Below are 16,778 nucleotides of genomic sequence, written 5' to 3'. Positions count from 1 at the left end.
TCGTCAGCGCTACCGATAAGGGGTACAAGTCGTACGAAATCGTAGTTTGGCGTAGAAAATCGTACGATTGGTAGCGGGGGAGCACTACCGCCATTTTCCCCCACGATCCAAACCTACGATATCTCAGGCTTGAGCAGATCGATGACGACGGGCATTTTCTCTGCCGACACGCCTTTCGGCACCGCAAAGCAACATTGCGTCGGCGACGGGATCGGCCAAGACTTGGCGCAGTTTGCGTAAATCCTTCGAATTGGTGATCCGACGATCGGCGACCTTCTGCACCACGGCATCGATATCGACGATGGCCGTAGATGTCGAAATGGGAACTGTGCATTGTTTCGACGCTGCGACCGCAAGCCTCTACGGGACTGACGTTTTGTCCTGACGTCCCCCACGCACGAGCTCAACTAGCGCGAACGCCGCGGATTGATGCTTGGCTGTTCAGATTTTGAGGAGGGTATTCATGCCGACAGAAATAATTCTGCCTCGTCTCTACGAAAGAGATATCGATGTGTTGCTGCAGGAGGAGTTGATATTCAACGAAGCAGTCTGCAACGTTTTTTCCTCGGCTTTGGGCGTAAACGCTCCGCTGCGGATCAGCGAGTGTTCATTGTCTGTCGTGGATGGAACTGGCGAAACAGATTTGTTTGCGCGCTTTCGAGTCGAAGATAGGAGTGGCGTTCTCCTAATTGAAAACAAGATCGATGCGGCGTTCCAGCCGACGCTGCCGGAACGATATAAGGCTCGCGCGCGCGAGATGGCAACTAACGACCATGCAGCATATTGCGTCTTGATTGCTCCAGCGAAGTACATGAACGGCAATACAGCCGCCGAGCATTTTGATGCGTGTGTCACATACGAGGACCTCGCTCGGGCTATCAACGCCCAGGACACGGAGCGAGGAAAACACCGAGCTGCGCTCCTGCTTCGAGCTGTGCAGCAGTCCAAAAGCTCATACATGGTCATTCCCGCACCTAACGTTACGGCCATGTGGCAGCGGATCTATGAGATCGCTAGAGCTGAATTCCCGGCGCTAGGGATGAAGGCACCAACCGATAAAGGTGAGCAGTCGTGGTGGGTGATCTTCAAAGGAAATCTTCCGCCACGCATCACCGTGGATTGGAAGTGAAGAATGGGTTGGTGGACCTCTCGTTCTGGAACGGCGCGCCCCACAAGCCTACCGCCAGTTCTGAGGTGCCACCTGGAGCATCGTTTGTGACTAGTGGAACGACGACGATGTTTCGACTCATTGTTGAAAAGCCGTCAAAGGATTGGGTCGAGCTAACCGACCCTCTAATTCGCAAAGCACTAGCGGTCGCGGAAAGCTTGATCAGTTTCCACAACACGAATGCGCCTGCTTTCGAACCCGCCGCAGTGAACCCAAAACCCTAACTACCCAGCTCGACCGAGAGGTCGCTCCGGTTAAGCATTGGAAACCATCATGAGGCCCATCCGGGGCCTCTTTTGATTCAAGGGAGAAAGAAGATGTCAAAGAAGCCGACCAAATCGAAAACGACGAAGCCCGCAACATCGAAAACGCCGCGGCTTCCAACCAGGACTGTCGCATGTTCGGTTTAGATAAAGACCGAAAGCCACACGCGGCACGCTTCTCGGGAGAGAATGAAGCGTGCTGGCAAAAGCCGCAGCCACAATGGGAATGCGGCTCGCGGTGCCGATCTCGAAAAAGCACTTGGAAATTGTGAGCAAACTGCCGGTCGGTAAGATCCATGCGACCGGCAACGGTCTTGTGCCGAACGTGGATCAGAAACTTTATGACCAGATCAATGCACTAGTCGGCGGAGACACTGGCTCGATTTCTTCGTCTCTCCCAAAGTTTTGGAAGGAGCTTGTACCTGGCCATGTGGTCCTTGCTCAAGACGGTCTGGAAGACGGCTGGTGGGAGGCGATCATTGTCAAAAAAAGTGCTGACGCTTTAACGCTTAGATGGCGAGACTATCCTGGGCAATCCGAGTTTGTGCGCCCCATCGCCTGGCATTACATCGCGCCCGGCAAGCCGACGCAGAATGCCTTCATCGAAAGCTTCAATGGCCGTCTCCGAGACGAATTGTTGAACGAGACGCTGTTCACGTCGCTGGCCCAGGCACGGGTCGAACTCCGACATTGGCGGGCCGACTACAACGATACGCGACCTCACTCGCAACTCGGATGGAAAACACCATCGGAGTTTGCCTTCACCTGCAACCCGCGACGGGATCTGGCGCTGCGCTATGCCGATGGCTCCGCACCAGCTCCCGTCGCTACCACCGCCCATTCGCATAAATCCAACAGCCGGGGCGAACTCAGGACTGGATAAAACTTGGGGGCAAGGTCAGAGGCCATCACCGTACACGACGATTTTTGCAAAGATTCCGATCCCTACGGAGAGCATGATTTCGGCTCGGTGAAAGTCGACGGCCACACGATCCTTTTCAAAGTAGACTATTTCGTCGAACGATATGACTCAAGGGTCGCCCGACCCATCGGATCCTACCGTTACAAACGAATTCTCACAATCATGCTGGCGGAAGAGTACTAGCGGCCCAGTCAGTCGTCCTTAGTTGCCACCCTTCGCTTGATGGCTTCTCGGGTGTCGAAACCAATCGCTTCTGCAAACGCGATAAGCTGCACGACATCGAGCTTCCGCTGGCCGGTCTCGACGGAAGCGACAAAAGACTGGTACCGCTTCAACTTCGCAGCGACTTCGGTCTGCGTAAGACCGGCCTTCTTCCTCTTCTCAATCAGAAACAATCGAAGCGCCTCGTGCCGCGTCGATTGGAGTGTCCGAGACATCGATTCGCCCACCAGGTAAGGGGGCAAACAAATAATCCGGGTTCCGGATTATCTAAAAAACAGATATTATTACAAACGCATGATTGGCTGCGGGGTTCAAATGGGTAGGACGGCAGAAGTTGAAGAACATGTTGAGCGCGGCGAAGTAACACAAGCCCAAGGCAAAGGCCGAGGAGATTGGTTAAGACGCTGCAAACTGCCGGTGATCTTAAGCGCACCCGGACTTCTGGTTCTATACAGCGCCAGCTTCTTCGCCGCTTTCGGAATAGCTTCCAACGCGCAAGGCAGTGAGAACGTCCGGTACCCTAACGTTGTGTTGCCAGGCTCCAATGTCGAGCGGACAACTGTGCATGCAGAGGTATACCGCCCCCCCGGCACCGGCACCTTTCCTGCGATCATGGTCCTTCATGGTTGTGGCGCCGTTGACGCTCATCACAAGCGGTGGGCTGAGAGGCTGGTCTCCTGGGGCTATGTTGCCGTTGTCATTGACAGCTTCTCGCCGCGGGGCTTCGGAAACATTTGCAAAGAGACTACCTCTGTTACCCCCGAGATGCGCGTTTCGGACATCTATGGCACCGCGGAATATCTCCGGAAACTCCCTTACATTGCTAAGGACAGGATCGGCTTGCTCGGCTTTTCGCACGGAGCTTGGACAATCATGAAGGCCGTTCAAGTGAAGTACCAATTAAAGCTGTTTGGAGTCCGCGGTGCAGTGGCCTACTACCCGTATTGCAATCCCAAACTTGACGCCAACATTGACGTCCCTCTCCTCGTTCTCATCGGAGAAGATGACGACTGGACGCCCGCACCGCTGTGCCGCGAATTGCAGGCCGCTATATCGAAAGTCGCTCCGTTTGAGATGGTATTTTATCCTGGAGCGCGCCATGCCTTTGATCGCCCACAGGGCGCGACAGAAGTAAGCGGCTGGAGTGTGGGAGGCGGCGTGAGGAAACACAAAATAGGCGGAGATCCGAAAGCCGCCGAGGATTCATTCAAGCGAACAAGGGAATACTTCAAACGAGCGTTTGACAGAGCTACGCCGTAGTACACAAATTTCGATTTTTGGTGGGCTCTATTACTGAGTTCGGCCAAGGGGGCAGTTTGGATGATCCGCAATGTTATCACGGTAATAATCGTCGCTCTGAGCGTCTCAATGGCCGACGCTGAAGAAGTGACAATCCCTTGAAAGCAGAATTTTACGTACACGACCGATGAGGTCTTTGATTCCAGCAAGCCGCTTACCGTAGGCCGAACAGGCCGAACCATTCGTTTTATGAATGGCGCTCCCGAAGAGGGGAGGAAAGTACAAAAGACTGGCAATCTTAGGGGCGAGTATAGTCACCCCAAGAGAGTGACGGGACCAGTGCCTATCGTCATTCTGATGCACGGTTGCTCTGGCTTAACCAAGCCGGTTCTCGACTGGGCCAAAGAAAAAGGAAGGATGCTTCTAGACAATGGCATGGGCGTGCTCGTCCTCGACAGCTTTGGCCCTCGTCAGGTTAACAAAACCTGCGGTCCGCCCAATTACCACTGGGGATGGCGTCGAGTAGAGGATGCATACTCCGCATTGGCTTGGCTTATTGATACTAAACGAGCTCTCCCGGATAAGGTATTTGTCATAGGCCGCAGCAATGGCGGAACCACAGCAATCATGATCGCAACAAAGTCCGCTGTTGCCGGTCATCAAGAATATAAGTTCGCTCGGACATTTGCTATCTCCCCCGCCTGTAACGAGATGGAAAAGTTCGACTTTGCAATCCCGGTTACCATTTTCATCGGCGACAAGGATATGGCCAACGACTTCAAGCTATGCACCGCTATCGATGGGAAGGACAGCCTGATCAAAACAGTTCTGTTCAAAGGGGTTCACCACGGCTTCGAGGATAGGGCGCCTCCCTACGTCTTCAACGGTTGGCGCATGGAGCACAATCCAAAAGCCGATAAAGAATCTATGGATGAAATTCTGAGGGTCATCCAATCCGGCGATACTAAGCGCGCATCTCATCAATAGGATGATGCGGCCGCCTCTCTCATTCAGCAGTTTCAAACAATCTACAGAAAATCAGCGTTCTAAAGTCTTCGCGTCGCGGCCACGTTTCGCCTCGACCATCGCCTGAAACGTCGCAGGCGATTCTAATTTACAGCATCTCAACTTTGGAGGTGCTTATGAAAAAGTCAGCAGCGTCGTTGGGGAGGTCGAGCCGTAAGATTGTCGCCCGAATCCAAAAGGTGCGGAGGGCTGCTGAAAGAGCTGCGAAAAGAAAACAACGGTTCGCGGATTACAGATACCTGCGAGCCGTTTTGCGTGCATACAGCTATTTCGACGACGAGGATCTATTATCCCATCTGTTGGAAGTCGCCCCGAGCACCCTGATGACACCAGTCCGAGTGGGTTGGCATCCTTTGCGGGTGATCATCGAAGCTAGTTGCATTCAACCCGATCTGCGAATGCGGAGCCGATGGACGCGAGCTTTGGAATATGCAGTCGCGCAAGACATTGATCCGAACGACCTAGTGCGGTTCATCCGAGCGCATAACGGGATCGCCGGATGTGCGGATCTCGCGAGCAAGATCAAGGCGAGACACTCAAGCAAAGCGCAGGGGTGAAGAAGCCCGCCAGGTTTGCGCACTTGCCGGTGTTGGTGGCTCTGTCCTGACATACGCCGAATCCAAGGGCGGACGCGCGTTCAACGAGGAGAAGCGGCCGACTGCGGTGCGCGACGCTCAGGCAGGCTAGGAACTATCCCCGTTGGGACAGCTTGGTATCCAAAACGAAAAGGATCTCTTATGTCCACACAGATAGCGAAGACAGGAGCCGATGGAGGCCATCAAGTACCGCCACGTCGTCACGACGCCGGTAGCGGCGCGAACGAAACCGTCGATGGATTGGATGCGAGTACCGAAGCGTTGCGCCATGCTGCGGAAGACACGCCATCAGGTGCCTTGCCGGAGGATGTTGAGATTGTCCCGGTATTTGACCGCGCCGACTTAGCACCCAAAATTTAGGTGCAATCATGGTGCGGAAAAAGCACGGCATCATTATCGAAACACCCACGGAAGCGCGTCAAGCCGAACCCGGGCCCTCGATCCTCTTGCTGCTTCTCATTAGCGTAAGTGTCGCGGTGATCGCCATGGCCGCTGTCTGGTTCGTGTTCTTCCGTAGCTAGTGTCGAGTTTCTTTTGGCTTGGCCGGTTTTGCGGCTAGCCGCCTTGCTCCCATAATCGGCGTCGACGCGGTTGTCGGCTCCGCCGCTGCACTTCAACCACGCACCGCAGCTTCGGTGAGCTGCAACCAGCGCGCAGCACTACACTAGCGACAGCCTCTATGGCCCTTCAGACATCAGCATCGTTCGTTTAAGACTTTGCATGCGGTCCTTATCGCGTGGCGACACGGTGGCGACACGGCCCAAAAATAAGAAAGCCGCCCCAAAGGGCGGCTCTCTAAAACCTCACAAAATCACAGGTTTACTTGGTTGCGGGGAGGCGCAATCACCGATACCGACATTCGGTACAGGTTGCGATCTGAGCGAGGCGCCCCCCTGCCACTCGAACGCCGCGCTTTCCGCAGCCCTTGCAGTCCTGATAAAATAGGCAGGCATTCTTTGGCATCGGCTCAACCGCTTGATGGCCGCACTCCGGGCAAGTGAGGGTAGATTCAAGCTGCACCACATAGTCCCCCTCATTCTTGCCAAGATGGCTCGCTGTCTCGCAGACGCTTGCTACGGAGGGTATCGCCGGCGGGTTGTGCTGATCCACCCGTTTCCATTTCCCTGCACAGTTTAGCAAATATGTTGACTGAAGCGACCCTCGCGTCCCAACCCCCGTCCTCACTGGCGCATGGCTTATGGTCAACCCTGAAGTCCGATTTGGGTCGGCGAGCTAGTGATGGCCAGTCACGCAGGTGTTGGAGCGTCGACGAGGTCGCCGATACAGAAATGAGACATGTGGGCGACAGCTTCAGGACTGTGATAGTCACCGAATTCGGCAGTAGCTTCCTTGCCGGCATACATGCGGGCGATTCCTGCGCCACCGGGGTGATGGGGTGCCCACTCCGTGATATCGTAGACTTTTCCCCGGATGATGACCCAGCAGTCGTCCCGCGTTTTGTGCAGGGCGACTTCTTCGCGCGTGACCGGGCGTGGAGCCCTGGCGGGAGCAGCCGGTGTCCAGAGCTCGCGGGTTATCGCGGGGTAGTTGGCCTTTGCGGCGCGGCGGAAGTTCCACGGCCCCAATCTCTTGGGAGGCAATTCGGCGCCGATGTTGCGGGCATCGTACGCATAGATCCAGGAGTCATCCTCACCGCCCCGCTTGTCGTGGGCAAATGCCGGGCTCACCCGCTCGTCGATCTTTTCGAGCAGAGCCTTCTGCTCAGCGGTGTCCTTGGCCCGCAAATGATCGAAGGCGAACTTGGAGCCGAGCTGGAATCGGGTCGCGCGATAATGCCGCACGCGTTCGTAGTGCAGCAGTGCTGTGGCCACATCGCGGCCGTGCAGGGTGAACGCGCAAGCGAGCGCGGCGGCGTCCTCGAAGGACTGCGCGGCGCCCTGGCCGAACGTCGGAAGCATCGGATGCGCCGCGTCGCCGAGCAGACAGATACGATCTTGCACCCAGGTTTCGAGGGCGTCACGATCGTAGAGGCCCCATTTCGTAGGTCGAACGATCGCGCCCGCCAAAGCGAGCAGATCGTCTCTGCTGGGGTGCCCAGTAAATGCTTCAGCCACCTCGCGAACGATCTCCTCGTGTCTGACAGGAAACCAGTCGCCCTCCTCCTGCTCGAATGCGGCAGAGTCCGGCTCATAGCGGGCGATCCACACGTTCAACAACTCGCCCCGGCGCACCCAATACGTTGTCGCCCCGCTCCGCTCGCTCCGGTGCCGGTCCATGCTGAAGGAGTGGATGGGGTTGTGGTCCAGCGGGCTACGGTCAGTCTTGCTGAGCGAGGCGACCACCGCCCGCGGAATAAGTCCACGGAAGCAGGTCACCTCCGTCCACCGCTTGGGACGCGGGTTCGGCCACGCCAGCTGCAAGGTGGCGGAGTTGATCCCGTCGGCGCCCACGAGAACCTCTCCCACGGCGCTTCGACCATTCGAAAAACTCGCCGTCACCTCGCCCGCGGTCTGATGCAACTGCGTCAGCCGACAGTCCATGTGCACGGTGATCGGGCACGGCGCCCCGCTTTCGGGACCGAACTCGAACACCCGCTTGTACAGGCACATCAACAGGTCCAGCCTGTGCATGTGATGAAATCCGGCGCTATCACCCGCGGCGGTGACATGATCGAACGGCCTCTGCGTCACGGTCCCGTCGGCGTTGAACTGCCGTGTCGACTCCAGAATTGCGGCCCGGCCACCGTCGATCACCCCGTCGGGGCCCCTGGGATCCCCACCATCCAGGTCAACGCCCAGCCAACGACATATTCGCGCCCCGTTGGGCGGTACGTTCAACCCGGCGCCTGCAGTGCTCGGCACCTTGGTTTGCTCGTAGACATCGACCGAGGCGAAGACGCCGGACTCCCGCAGCGCCAACGCCGTCATCAACCCGCCCATTCCTGCGCCGATGATCACTGCCCGCATCTGTCGCCCTTCCGAAGTAAGCGAACGCACCGATTACCCAGCTCGTGGCGGAGTACGGTGGGTGCCGCTCGAATTAACTCGAGAGTAGCTTCGGGTTGACCAGCAATAAAGCAGCTTCTGGCGGAACCGGACGTGCTAACTTCACAATCGCCAACGAGCCCGCAGTAGCATGCTCGAGCTGCCTATCGGGATAGGGTTGCTCGACCGTCTTGGTCGGCACGAACCGCATGTTGGGTCTCGTGACCGCCTCGCAAATCGCCTCTGCGTCCTTGGTGTCGTTCTTCTGCCGCTTGACGTAGGGCGTCACGTACGCCGGAGGCATCAACCGCACCGTATGCCCCAACGCCTGCAGTTCGCGGGTCCAATACTGGGATGACGCGCAAGCCTCGATCCCCACCAGGCACGGCGGGAACTTCTCAAAACGACAGCATGAAACGGCCCCTGAGTTGGCGCCGGATCACCACCTGGCCAGCTGCATCGACGCCATGCACTTGAACGACCGACTTTCCAGATATCCAGACCGATCGTCGAAATTGACTGCATAGGCTGCTCCTCCGAATCGTGGGAGCCTCAAACGGCGCCCAATTCTTGGCACTCTCGTGCCCGTGGAGGAGCCGTCCACAGCATCAGAAGCGGAAGTCTCGCACGTAGTGCAGTCTCATTTTTCTGGCGAACACACGAACGATCATTCGAGCAAACCCGCCACTCGAAATGCGTGCGAAGGCCGTTCGGACCCAATCGCATTGACCGAATGCGATATCGACAGTTGCCGACTACACCATCGACGTCGCAACGGTGCAAACACCTTGCAGCGCAGCTACGGAACAATATTACATCTGAGAGATTCCAGGAACGAAACGGGTCGTCAGTCTTTCTCTGGGCTTTGGGAGGTGGCCATGACTTCTCAGACCATAGAAGGCGCGTGTGCGTTCGCTTGGCGGAATTACTTGCTGTTCCACAGCGGCATCAGCGAGAACGATAATAGGCGTTCTGCCCTCTATCGCTACGTCGCCAATGTTCGTGATACGGGTCGAGATGATTTCGATCTCTTGCAAATAGCGGCCGTCGCGTACTTAAAAAAACTGGATGAACTGCACGACGACCGCTGTGCGAGGCTCGCGGCAGATCAAGTCTTGGCTGAATGCTTAGAGTCACGCAGGGCACAACCCGCCACATAGCTTACGGCGAGAACATCAAAACGAGGGAGAGAAACGCATGGCAGACGAGACCGCTAACGAAAACCGTTTCGCGCGCGACCAACAAGGTCCCATCAGCGCAGCGACTGCAATCGGTATGAATGCCTTGAAGCCAATTATGCACTTTCAAGTCTCAATGTTGAGGATGTGGGCCGACAGTCTTGAGAGGTTGGCGGGCAATTACGAAAAGGGGTTCGAAGAAACCGCGACCGCCGTACAGGAACAGTCGAACAAGGAACGCGCCGCGTAAATTAACGCAATGGAGTCCACGAGCGTCGTTCGGCGACTCGGCAGGTTGCTTCCGGTTTGCCCGATGAACCGACAACAGAGACGCCGCCCGGACCTGTTGCTTGTACCGGTCTCATATTCGGGCAAATTCCTATTCAATATATGGCGGACTTGGCTGGCTAGAGGTAGAGTGCGCCCGCTGTAAGACCCGCGCCAGTCTCCCGCTAGAGGCCATCCACCGGCCGAAAGATACGCCGCTCTGGAAGCTGGAAGCTTCCCTCAGATGCCGACCATGTCGCACCGCCCGGTACGCGCCACCTCCCCGCATGGTCAAGCTAACCGAGACAAGGCAGATCACGCCTTGTAAGTGGGTCCATCCCCCAGGAGCGCTAATTTGCCGCTGAACGTCCCCACGCCAAACCGGAAGTCGCCGCCCGAAAGCTCGTCCAGCTCGCCGCCAGTGTCGTGCCCGTCCAGGACGGCCGCATCCATACTGAAAAAATCAACGCACCTTCCTCTACACGCTCAAAGCCAGCGGCGAGGAGGTCGGTGCCGGCCTAAAGCTCGCTATTGAGCGCGGCTGGCTGCAGCTGCACGAGAGCGGGACCTATGTTCGGCTCCGCGGCGGCGACATGATATAATCTTCTGGCGGCCTGATCGGGAACCACAAGGAGACTGATCCATGACGAAGGAAATCAAACAGTTTCGCAAGCAAGCTGAAAAGGCTGCGCGCGCAGCAAAGTCGGCTGCAGATGCCGGGGTGTCCGAGGAACTGCAGGCACTAGCACGCGCGTTCCAAAGCCAGGCCGACGTCCTGAAATCGAAAAAGCGAGCAGGCAAGAAGCAACGATGAGGCGGCCTTACTACGCCTCTTCCCTTTGAAACGGCTGGTAGGCCCGGGGGTCCTTGTTTATGCGGTTTCCGGATTGCATCAGATCAGCGAGTGTGGTTGCGGCTCGATCTATTCTGCGAACGGCTTCTGCCTGTTGGAGGCAGAAGCGAGTCATACTGAGGTCACGCCGCGCGGCCTGGACCTCGTGCAACACATGATCGAGTGCCTCCCCAACATTGTTCTTCTCAGCGGGTTCTGAACCGATACCGGCCGCGGCGCGGCGCACGGGCGTGCGTTGATCAGCCATTGGATCACTCTACCAGATGATGCTCGTCGCCAGGCGTCCCTGTTCACAGTCGGGACGGGTCCTGCTTTGTAGCGAACCCGCCCGCTGTGGCCGATCTACGGCTAATGTATGGAGTGCTGCCGCCATTCAAGGAACACAGGTTCCTTCTGTGCACGGTATCAGGAAGGTCGCGTGTGCCTGCCGCCGCGAAAGAAATGCGGCCTCAGCACTATATGCGCTGAGGGGGCGATGCCGAGGCCGCTGGAGGTGCTTGGCAGTAGGCGGATCGACAAGCGAATCGAGCTCGACGGATTCGTTCTGCTCGCTTCTGAACATTGGAACCACGAACTCGATTCGCAATCGCCTACCTCAACACCTATTTTCCCTGCATGCGCATGGCGTATGAGCTCTGCCTGGCGGCCAGCGGTAAGCAGGTTTCGTCAGGACTGGACTGAATTCGTGAGGTGAAGCACGACGGCTACCGGATGCTGGTCATCCGGGAGAACGAGCGCGCGCGCCTCCTCTCTCGAACCTACAAGAGCAGCGGTACGTTGATCGCCATGGCCCCGAGCGACGTCCGAGCCTGGTTGACCAATATCGGCGTGCTTGCCGCGCCGCCAGGCGCGTTCGCCGTGTTTCTCCTTTATGCCGCACTTTGGATCATCTTCGGCAATGGACGGGACTGGCACTCGCTTGCCACGCTTGCGACCTGGGGAATGACCCTCGTGATCCAGCGCGCCGAGCACCGCGACACACAGGCCATTCATGCGAAGCTCGACGGACTCTTGAAGGTTCATGACGATGCCAAAAACTCACTTATGAATATCGATGACAGGGACGCCGAGGAAGTCGAGCGAGAGCGAGCACAGGTCCGTACGTCGTGAGCTAATGATGCACTCGAATCACGTTGACCGCTCTTCCCTTCAGGTTCCAGAATTAACCCGCCACCGCAGCATCAAGCTTAACTGCAGACTTTGATTGCAGCGAAGCTGCGGAGCGCTAGCTTTTTATCGCCGGACATTGCCCTTGGTCCGGGTCCCCAAGTGTCGAAGCCGTCGCGCCACCATACTCGTCGCGGTGGCTTCCGCTGGGCTGTAGGCCTCTCGCGCGAGTTTCATTTGAAAAGGGCAGTCAGACCGCGAAACCATCGATCTCATTGAGATGCGTCGGCAACTCACGGCCCTGCGCTCGCAACACTCGGACAACCTTGCGATAGCATCGCTACTGAACCGCTTCCTCGTGAAGGTTGCATTCCTCTATGAGCCTAAAGACCCGGAGCATGAACAGTATCTCCGATCTAAGTTTGCACAGACGCTGAAGAAGGTAGAGGCGATCACCTCGCGCAGGCCAGCAGCGAAGCGATCAGCGACCATGAAGCCGCCAAAGTAACTCATTGCGCTTGTCGGCGGCTGCGCCGATGCAAAATGCAGTCGCGAAGTCGTCCTTCGCGCACTGGCGCCTTCGCGGCCAAGCTCAGCTCGAGCCAGCGTTGGGGAAGCCACTAACTTGTAGCAAGTGGCCGTAGTAATTCATGCCGACGCTCAGACACTCAGCTGAAATCTATGCAGCTCTAACTACTTGCACTGGGGAGTGTAGAGGAGCGGATATCCGCAGACATTGCAAGATGAGTCTGCAGATGCTGTTATCGCGCTCACTGTCGTAAGTGCGTCGCGGAGCATACATTGAGAGCGTGACAATTGGAGTCGAATTGGACCACGATTCAATGTTGGCTACTGCCATTGTGGTGTCAGCAGAGGCGCCCTCCCCTGGCTAGCCTGCTCAGCCGGCTTCAACCGCGGCCAGAAGCCGACTAGTTGGTCGGGTTCGCGTTTGAACTCTCCCGCGCCGTCATTATTGTGATTGGATTGCCAATTGCCGTTCGCGCGGCGCGGATGCTGTCGATGAACCAGCTTCGCGGCCGTGTTCAAACCAAGCGGACCACCATGTCCTCTAGCTCCAACACCAATATCGCCAAGAAAGCTCGCACGAAGGCTGAGGCGGATTTCGCCACTTGGCTCATGATGGCCAAGCTCGGTGGTTTCGATGACCTGCCGTCCAACGCCCAAAGCTTTCTGACCAATTATCGAGCCCGGCTCGAGATCATGAGCGAGGTCGAGTCCACGGCCCTGGCCGTTCGCGAAGTATACAGCGCTTATTACAGCGAGATGGGAGGTGTAGGCGCAGCTCCGGAACCAAAGGTTCGGACGCCAACGACACAGAGCAAAATCGTGCGGTCACAGAGACGGCTCAGAGTTCAACCCGGTCAATCGGCTGCACGCCATTCGACGGGGCCAATGACTCGAAAATCGGTGCCGGCATTGCTGATCTTCGCGGGCATGGTAGCACTGATTGCCGCTTTCATATTCCTAGCGCATTAAAATCGCCTGCCGACGTTTGCGATGTCCGATTCTCGCCCGATAGGGAATAATGGCGTAAATCGTGTGCCACGGAGAGCCGACGTGGCAACGGTTTTAGCGTTGTTCACTTCAGGGCCATCTGCATTGGCTTCGTGTCGAGAGACGAGCGGCGCAAGGGCCATATCAAAGCGGGCAGCAAAATCCCCGTAGCGATCCCCACAAAGTCGATTTCACGTTCAGGCTTCGCGGCGTGGAGTCGGGAAGGACGAAGAGGATTGACCCTAAAACGTCGTCGCGTCGGGAGGAGCCGTCCACAGCATCAATAGGCGACGTTCTACTCGGTCTATTACGCGGACAACTGAACCTCTATCCCGGGCCTCGCCCGCAGCCGCAGCCAAATCGGGTGGGACCGTCAGAGACTTAAACAGAGACGAAAGCGGAAAGAACATTGCTATGTCGCTCGGCGTTCCAATCGAACCGTCGAATGATGGCGCCAATTCATTGAATACAGCCGAGGGCAGCGGCTCTTGATCTCCTTCATCTGCAATGTGAGCATACGCGCGCCGAGATGACGCCTCATGGTCAGCGTCGCGAAGTGTGACGAACATTATAGAGTTGCTGAATCGAAAAATGGGATGGTCCCCCGCGCTGCAATCGAGCAGCCGCAAAAACCAGGGATCACGACAATGAAATCTTCTCGCCTCGCTTTAGCTCTAGCCGCCGCGCTCAGCCTAGGCGCCTTTGTTGGCTCTGCACAAATCTCTCCAGCCTCGGCCGGCCAGTGGGACTGGTTAGGAAATAAGCCATATGTCGACTGCGTGAAACGCGCTGACATGGCGCGCGTCGAAGCTCAGCGCGTGAGCTCAACGCCAGGAATCGCTGAAGCCATCCAAAAGAAGGGTGTAAATGATTGCAACCGTCTATACTATCCATCCAACGCCAACTCTTCTCACACGCTCGGCAAGCGCAAAGGATGATACAGACACTCGCACCAAATCGGCCTTGAGTGCAGATCATGATGCGACAGAGACAATCGCAGAGCTGCAGGCTCAACGTGGAGAACATTGCGATCTTCGCAAATCGCGTGGGCGTTTGGATGAGGCAAGAAGGATCCGACAAGTGCTTTGAAGTCGCACGATGCTTGACACACCTTTCCAAGGCTGTGGACCGACACGTTCACGCCAGCGGCGCTCAAGTGACCGATAGCGGCCGCGCCAAAACAGAAAGATTGGCAACGTGGGGCTTCGCCTACTCGGCTTGAAGGTTGCCGAGGCAGGGATCGCCTTGGTTTCGGTCTCGAATACGCTTGGCGTTTACGGGCAAGAGCGGTGGAAGTGGATGACCAGGTTGGAAGCCGCTTTGCGAATTCGTCGCTCTTCTTGGTGAGCGCCGCGGCCTGCCGCGCGCAGTTCTGCCGACGAGTACGAAGCGGCGTCGATGTCCACAATAAAGCAAGTATCAGAGAGTGTGCGGGAGATGGGACGCAACGTTCGAGAATCTCTGGAGGAAGGCCAACAGTACAGCGCGTCGTCCCAAATTGTTCGTGACGTGGTCAGGGAAGCTCCTCTAGCTTCGCTGGCCGTCGCTTTCCTCATCGGGTATGTCATCGCGCGGCGGTAAAGCCGCCCAGCTAAGAGAGTAACAGGTACGTTCTGGACGCTGTGCAACTCGGAGTGACGCGCCCGCCCGATATAAGTCTCGCGCTTGATCGGCATTGGACTGGTCGCCCCAAGCGCCTCCTGCCAATTGGCGCCTTTTCGTCACTTGGCGATATTCGCAAGCGTAGCGTCGTGCCGCGCGCGCTGCGCCGATAAAGATGCCCGTGCGCCGGCAGTTGGACCTGTTGGATCAAACGGGGCCGCATCGCGCCCTTTGGTCGGCAAAGCCGTACCAAGCCAACGGGAGGGCCAATGCACAGAGAGCTGCCATCGGCAAGAACGCAGCTCCTGCATATCGAGCATAAAGAATGCCGGACAGCGATATCAACGCAGCGGTAACGAGGCCTGAACCAAAGGCATAAAGGGCTTGGGCGGTGGCGGCTACCGTCAGGGAGACAACTGCCCTCATCATGCCCATGCAAGCGAGATGGAGCAGCGCAAAGGTCAACCCGTGTAAGGGCTGAATCATTGAGAGAAGCACAATAGAAGTCGTCGCTCCTTCAATCAGCCAACGTATGATGCCGGCCGCGGCGGCTAAGATAGCCGCACCACGCACGCCAAACCGTTCAATCAACCCAGGACCAACGAAAAAGAAGACCAAAACTTCTGCCGCCACCGCTTCCGACCACAGAACGCTTATGACGGAAGTTCCTATTCCAGCGTCGCTCCACCGAATGACGGCAAATGCGTCGTGCATCGAGTGACTTCCATAGACCAAAGCGGAAACCAAAATCAGGATCCGAAATCGCGGGATCGCCAAAAGAGCACCTACCTCTCCGAAGGCCAACGATGCCGCCGGCGCAGGTGGAGCGGCTTGAGCGTTAACAGCGGGCATAAACACTGTCGCGCTGGCCGCTGCGATCAGTAGGCTGGCATTCATCCAGATAACCGGCATGAGGTCAGCAGGATCGATCAGTTGTCCAACGACGATCGTGCCCACGACGAAGGCGGCCGAGCCCGAACCCCGTATCCAGCCGTATTCAAATGGCCTTCCGCCCATTTGAGGTTTCGCTGCATTCACCGACAACGCGTCCGCAATCGAGGTCGTCGGAGCAAGTGCCGCAGCCTGAGCCAACGCTAGAACCAGCAACCACCAAAATCCATCTGCCCAGACCAAGGCAGCTGCCGCTCCGGCCGCCAACACGGCACAGCTTGCGAGCACAAGGCGCAATGAACCGCCGCACCAACATTGCCGCAGCGAGGATTGAACCGATCTGCTGAGGCGTCAGAGCTCTCGTCTCGAAAAGCTTAGGCCAGAATGGCGATGCCGCACCGAACGCAGCGTACAGGGCGCCGTAAAGAGCAATATAGGCGATTGGTCCAGCCACAGCCTAAAGCCACTGAAATCGGTTTCGCCGGTGTTTTACGCCAAGCTCTCCACCCAACTTGCAACCCCGTTCATTGCGCCTAGTCGATCTGCCTTTTCAAGCTCTTCTACTATCGCTCGTATCCGGTCGTGCGGCACCGCTGGCATCATCACCACTGGTGACTCCGGCCCATCTGGAACGGAACGAGGGCCGCGCACGCGGTGGGCGCGGCCTTTTTCCTGTACCCAGGATCAATCGTCCCGCTCACCACCACCCGCCGGAAAAGAGGTCGTACCGTTCGAAGGCCAGCTGTGGCTCGGGCGGTCGGCTCGACGATTTCGCCAACCGCTTTGCATGCGGACGCGCCTCAGTAGATGTGCGGGCGCGCGGTTCTTTCTTAATCTGGTGGGGAGCTGCAGCAGGCATGGCGGCCAGGGCCTCCCGCATTGCCTCAGGGCTATCGCATATGGCGAAGCATACTGAGGAGGAAGGCATCATCCCAGCCCGCGCGCTTGATTTTGCGTCGAATCGAGGCGGTGTCGGGATGAGAT

The 16,778-nt window shown here is 57.3% G+C and carries 15 protein-coding genes and 4 pseudogenes; 12 read left to right on the top strand and 7 right to left on the bottom strand.

Annotated features, from left to right (window positions below; all coding sequences use genetic code 11):
- Positions 1–123 precede the first annotated feature (123 nt).
- Entirely contained in the window at positions 124–285 is a 162-nt protein-coding gene (locus IVB12_RS16540; protein ID WP_247300633.1) for a hypothetical protein, read from the bottom strand.
- A gap of 178 nt (positions 286–463) precedes the next feature.
- Between IVB12_RS16540 and IVB12_RS16535 the strand changes: the two genes are divergently transcribed.
- Together IVB12_RS16535 and IVB12_RS16530 are read left to right on the top strand one after the other, a co-directional pair.
- On the top strand, positions 464–1,129 hold the full coding sequence (locus tag IVB12_RS16535) for a hypothetical protein (protein WP_247300632.1): 666 nt from the start codon (positions 464–466) through the stop codon (positions 1,127–1,129).
- A gap of 855 nt (positions 1,130–1,984) precedes the next feature.
- Positions 1,985–2,314, top strand: a pseudogene (locus IVB12_RS16530) (transposase); the annotation flags it as partial.
- A 230-nt stretch (positions 2,315–2,544) separates the two neighbouring features.
- Here IVB12_RS16530 and IVB12_RS16525 read toward each other — a convergent pair.
- Positions 2,545–2,748, bottom strand: coding sequence for a helix-turn-helix transcriptional regulator (locus IVB12_RS16525; protein WP_247300630.1), 204 nt, complete (start codon positions 2,746–2,748; stop codon positions 2,545–2,547).
- Between the two features lie 142 nt (positions 2,749–2,890).
- On the opposite strand from IVB12_RS16525, the gene IVB12_RS16520 reads away from it, so the two are divergent.
- The 3 genes from IVB12_RS16520 to IVB12_RS16510 all read left to right on the top strand — a co-directional run bounded on the left by IVB12_RS16520 (position 2,891) and on the right by IVB12_RS16510 (position 5,796).
- A complete protein-coding gene (locus IVB12_RS16520) occupies positions 2,891–3,835 on the top strand; it encodes a dienelactone hydrolase family protein (protein WP_247300628.1) in 945 nt (314 codons plus the stop codon).
- Between the two features lie 228 nt (positions 3,836–4,063).
- The gene (locus tag IVB12_RS16515) at positions 4,064–4,801 is read left to right on the top strand and encodes a dienelactone hydrolase family protein (protein ID WP_256467117.1); all 738 of its coding nucleotides are present in this window, start codon (positions 4,064–4,066) and stop codon (positions 4,799–4,801) included.
- A 776-nt stretch (positions 4,802–5,577) separates the two neighbouring features.
- Positions 5,578–5,796 carry a hypothetical protein gene (locus IVB12_RS16510; RefSeq protein ID WP_247300624.1) on the top strand — a complete coding sequence of 73 codons (219 nt, stop codon included), beginning with the start codon at positions 5,578–5,580 and terminating at the stop codon, positions 5,794–5,796.
- Positions 5,797–6,279: 483 nt separating this feature from the next.
- Here IVB12_RS16510 and IVB12_RS38395 read toward each other — a convergent pair whose 3' ends face one another.
- From IVB12_RS38395 to IVB12_RS16500, 3 genes and pseudogenes are all read right to left on the bottom strand, one after another.
- Positions 6,280–6,456 carry a GDCCVxC domain-containing (seleno)protein gene (locus IVB12_RS38395; RefSeq protein ID WP_346657695.1) on the bottom strand — a complete coding sequence of 59 codons (177 nt, stop codon included), beginning with the start codon at positions 6,454–6,456 and terminating at the stop codon, positions 6,280–6,282.
- Between the two features lie 227 nt (positions 6,457–6,683).
- Positions 6,684–8,363, bottom strand: coding sequence for a cytochrome b5 domain-containing protein (locus tag IVB12_RS16505; protein ID WP_247300622.1), 1,680 nt, complete (start codon positions 8,361–8,363; stop codon positions 6,684–6,686).
- A gap of 196 nt (positions 8,364–8,559) precedes the next feature.
- Positions 8,560–8,906 (bottom strand): annotated as a pseudogene (locus IVB12_RS16500) (transposase); the annotation flags it as partial.
- A 353-nt stretch (positions 8,907–9,259) separates the two neighbouring features.
- Between IVB12_RS16500 and IVB12_RS16495 the strand changes: the two are divergent.
- The 4 genes and pseudogenes from IVB12_RS16495 to IVB12_RS16480 all read left to right on the top strand — a co-directional run bounded on the left by IVB12_RS16495 (position 9,260) and on the right by IVB12_RS16480 (position 10,640).
- Positions 9,260–9,541: a hypothetical protein gene (locus tag IVB12_RS16495; RefSeq protein WP_247300620.1), complete on the top strand. Its 282-nt coding sequence runs from the start codon at positions 9,260–9,262 to the stop codon at positions 9,539–9,541.
- A gap of 37 nt (positions 9,542–9,578) precedes the next feature.
- Positions 9,579–9,809: a hypothetical protein gene (locus IVB12_RS16490; protein ID WP_247300618.1), complete on the top strand. Its 231-nt coding sequence runs from the start codon at positions 9,579–9,581 to the stop codon at positions 9,807–9,809.
- A 136-nt stretch (positions 9,810–9,945) separates the two neighbouring features.
- Positions 9,946–10,191 (top strand): annotated as a pseudogene (locus tag IVB12_RS16485) (hypothetical protein); the annotation flags it as partial.
- A 278-nt stretch (positions 10,192–10,469) separates the two neighbouring features.
- Entirely contained in the window at positions 10,470–10,640 is a 171-nt protein-coding gene (locus IVB12_RS16480) for a hypothetical protein (RefSeq protein WP_247300617.1), read from the top strand.
- Positions 10,641–10,650: 10 nt separating this feature from the next.
- On the opposite strand, the gene IVB12_RS16475 is transcribed toward IVB12_RS16480, so the two are convergent.
- A complete protein-coding gene (locus tag IVB12_RS16475) occupies positions 10,651–10,926 on the bottom strand; it encodes a hypothetical protein (protein WP_247300616.1) in 276 nt (91 codons plus the stop codon).
- Between the two features lie 443 nt (positions 10,927–11,369).
- On the opposite strand from IVB12_RS16475, the gene IVB12_RS38180 reads away from it, so the two are divergent.
- From IVB12_RS38180 to IVB12_RS16460, 3 genes are all read left to right on the top strand, one after another.
- Positions 11,370–11,789: a low affinity iron permease family protein gene (locus IVB12_RS38180; RefSeq protein ID WP_247300614.1), complete on the top strand. Its 420-nt coding sequence runs from the start codon at positions 11,370–11,372 to the stop codon at positions 11,787–11,789.
- 1,059 nt (positions 11,790–12,848) lie between these two features.
- A complete protein-coding gene (locus tag IVB12_RS16465) occupies positions 12,849–13,283 on the top strand; it encodes a hypothetical protein (RefSeq protein WP_247300664.1) in 435 nt (144 codons plus the stop codon).
- 557 nt (positions 13,284–13,840) lie between these two features.
- Positions 13,841–14,239, top strand: coding sequence for a hypothetical protein (locus IVB12_RS16460; protein WP_247300591.1), 399 nt, complete (start codon positions 13,841–13,843; stop codon positions 14,237–14,239).
- 871 nt (positions 14,240–15,110) lie between these two features.
- Here IVB12_RS16460 and IVB12_RS16455 read toward each other — a convergent pair.
- A pseudogene (locus tag IVB12_RS16455) lies at positions 15,111–16,248 on the bottom strand (MFS transporter).
- Positions 16,249–16,778: the final 530 nt, after the last annotated feature.

It is taken from the genome of Bradyrhizobium sp. 179 (assembly GCF_023073535.1).
Classification (GTDB): Bacteria; Pseudomonadota; Alphaproteobacteria; order Rhizobiales; family Xanthobacteraceae; genus Bradyrhizobium.
Note: the sequence above shows the minus strand (reverse complement) of the source record. Positions and strands in the feature narration are given on the sequence as shown.

What these genes read in the sequence shown, in the direction of transcription:
- IVB12_RS16520 (WP_247300628.1), top strand. Translation starts at nt 2,891, where the DNA reads ATGGGTAGGACGGCAGAAGTTGAAGAACATGTTGAGCGCGGCGAAGTA.
- IVB12_RS16465 (WP_247300664.1), top strand. Translation starts at nt 12,849, where the DNA reads ATGTCCTCTAGCTCCAACACCAATATCGCCAAGAAAGCTCGCACGAAG.
- IVB12_RS16475 (WP_247300616.1), bottom strand. Translation starts at nt 10,926, where the DNA reads ATGGCTGATCAACGCACGCCCGTGCGCCGCGCCGCGGCCGGTATCGGT.
- IVB12_RS16460 (WP_247300591.1), top strand. Translation starts at nt 13,841, where the DNA reads ATGGTCAGCGTCGCGAAGTGTGACGAACATTATAGAGTTGCTGAATCG.
- IVB12_RS16535 (WP_247300632.1), top strand. Translation starts at nt 464, where the DNA reads ATGCCGACAGAAATAATTCTGCCTCGTCTCTACGAAAGAGATATCGAT.
- IVB12_RS16480 (WP_247300617.1), top strand. Translation starts at nt 10,470, where the DNA reads ATGACGAAGGAAATCAAACAGTTTCGCAAGCAAGCTGAAAAGGCTGCG.
- IVB12_RS16510 (WP_247300624.1), top strand. Translation starts at nt 5,578, where the DNA reads ATGTCCACACAGATAGCGAAGACAGGAGCCGATGGAGGCCATCAAGTA.
- IVB12_RS16490 (WP_247300618.1), top strand. Translation starts at nt 9,579, where the DNA reads ATGGCAGACGAGACCGCTAACGAAAACCGTTTCGCGCGCGACCAACAA.
- IVB12_RS16505 (WP_247300622.1), bottom strand. Translation starts at nt 8,363, where the DNA reads ATGCGGGCAGTGATCATCGGCGCAGGAATGGGCGGGTTGATGACGGCG.
- IVB12_RS16515 (WP_256467117.1), top strand. Translation starts at nt 4,064, where the DNA reads ATGAATGGCGCTCCCGAAGAGGGGAGGAAAGTACAAAAGACTGGCAAT.
- IVB12_RS16495 (WP_247300620.1), top strand. Translation starts at nt 9,260, where the DNA reads ATGACTTCTCAGACCATAGAAGGCGCGTGTGCGTTCGCTTGGCGGAAT.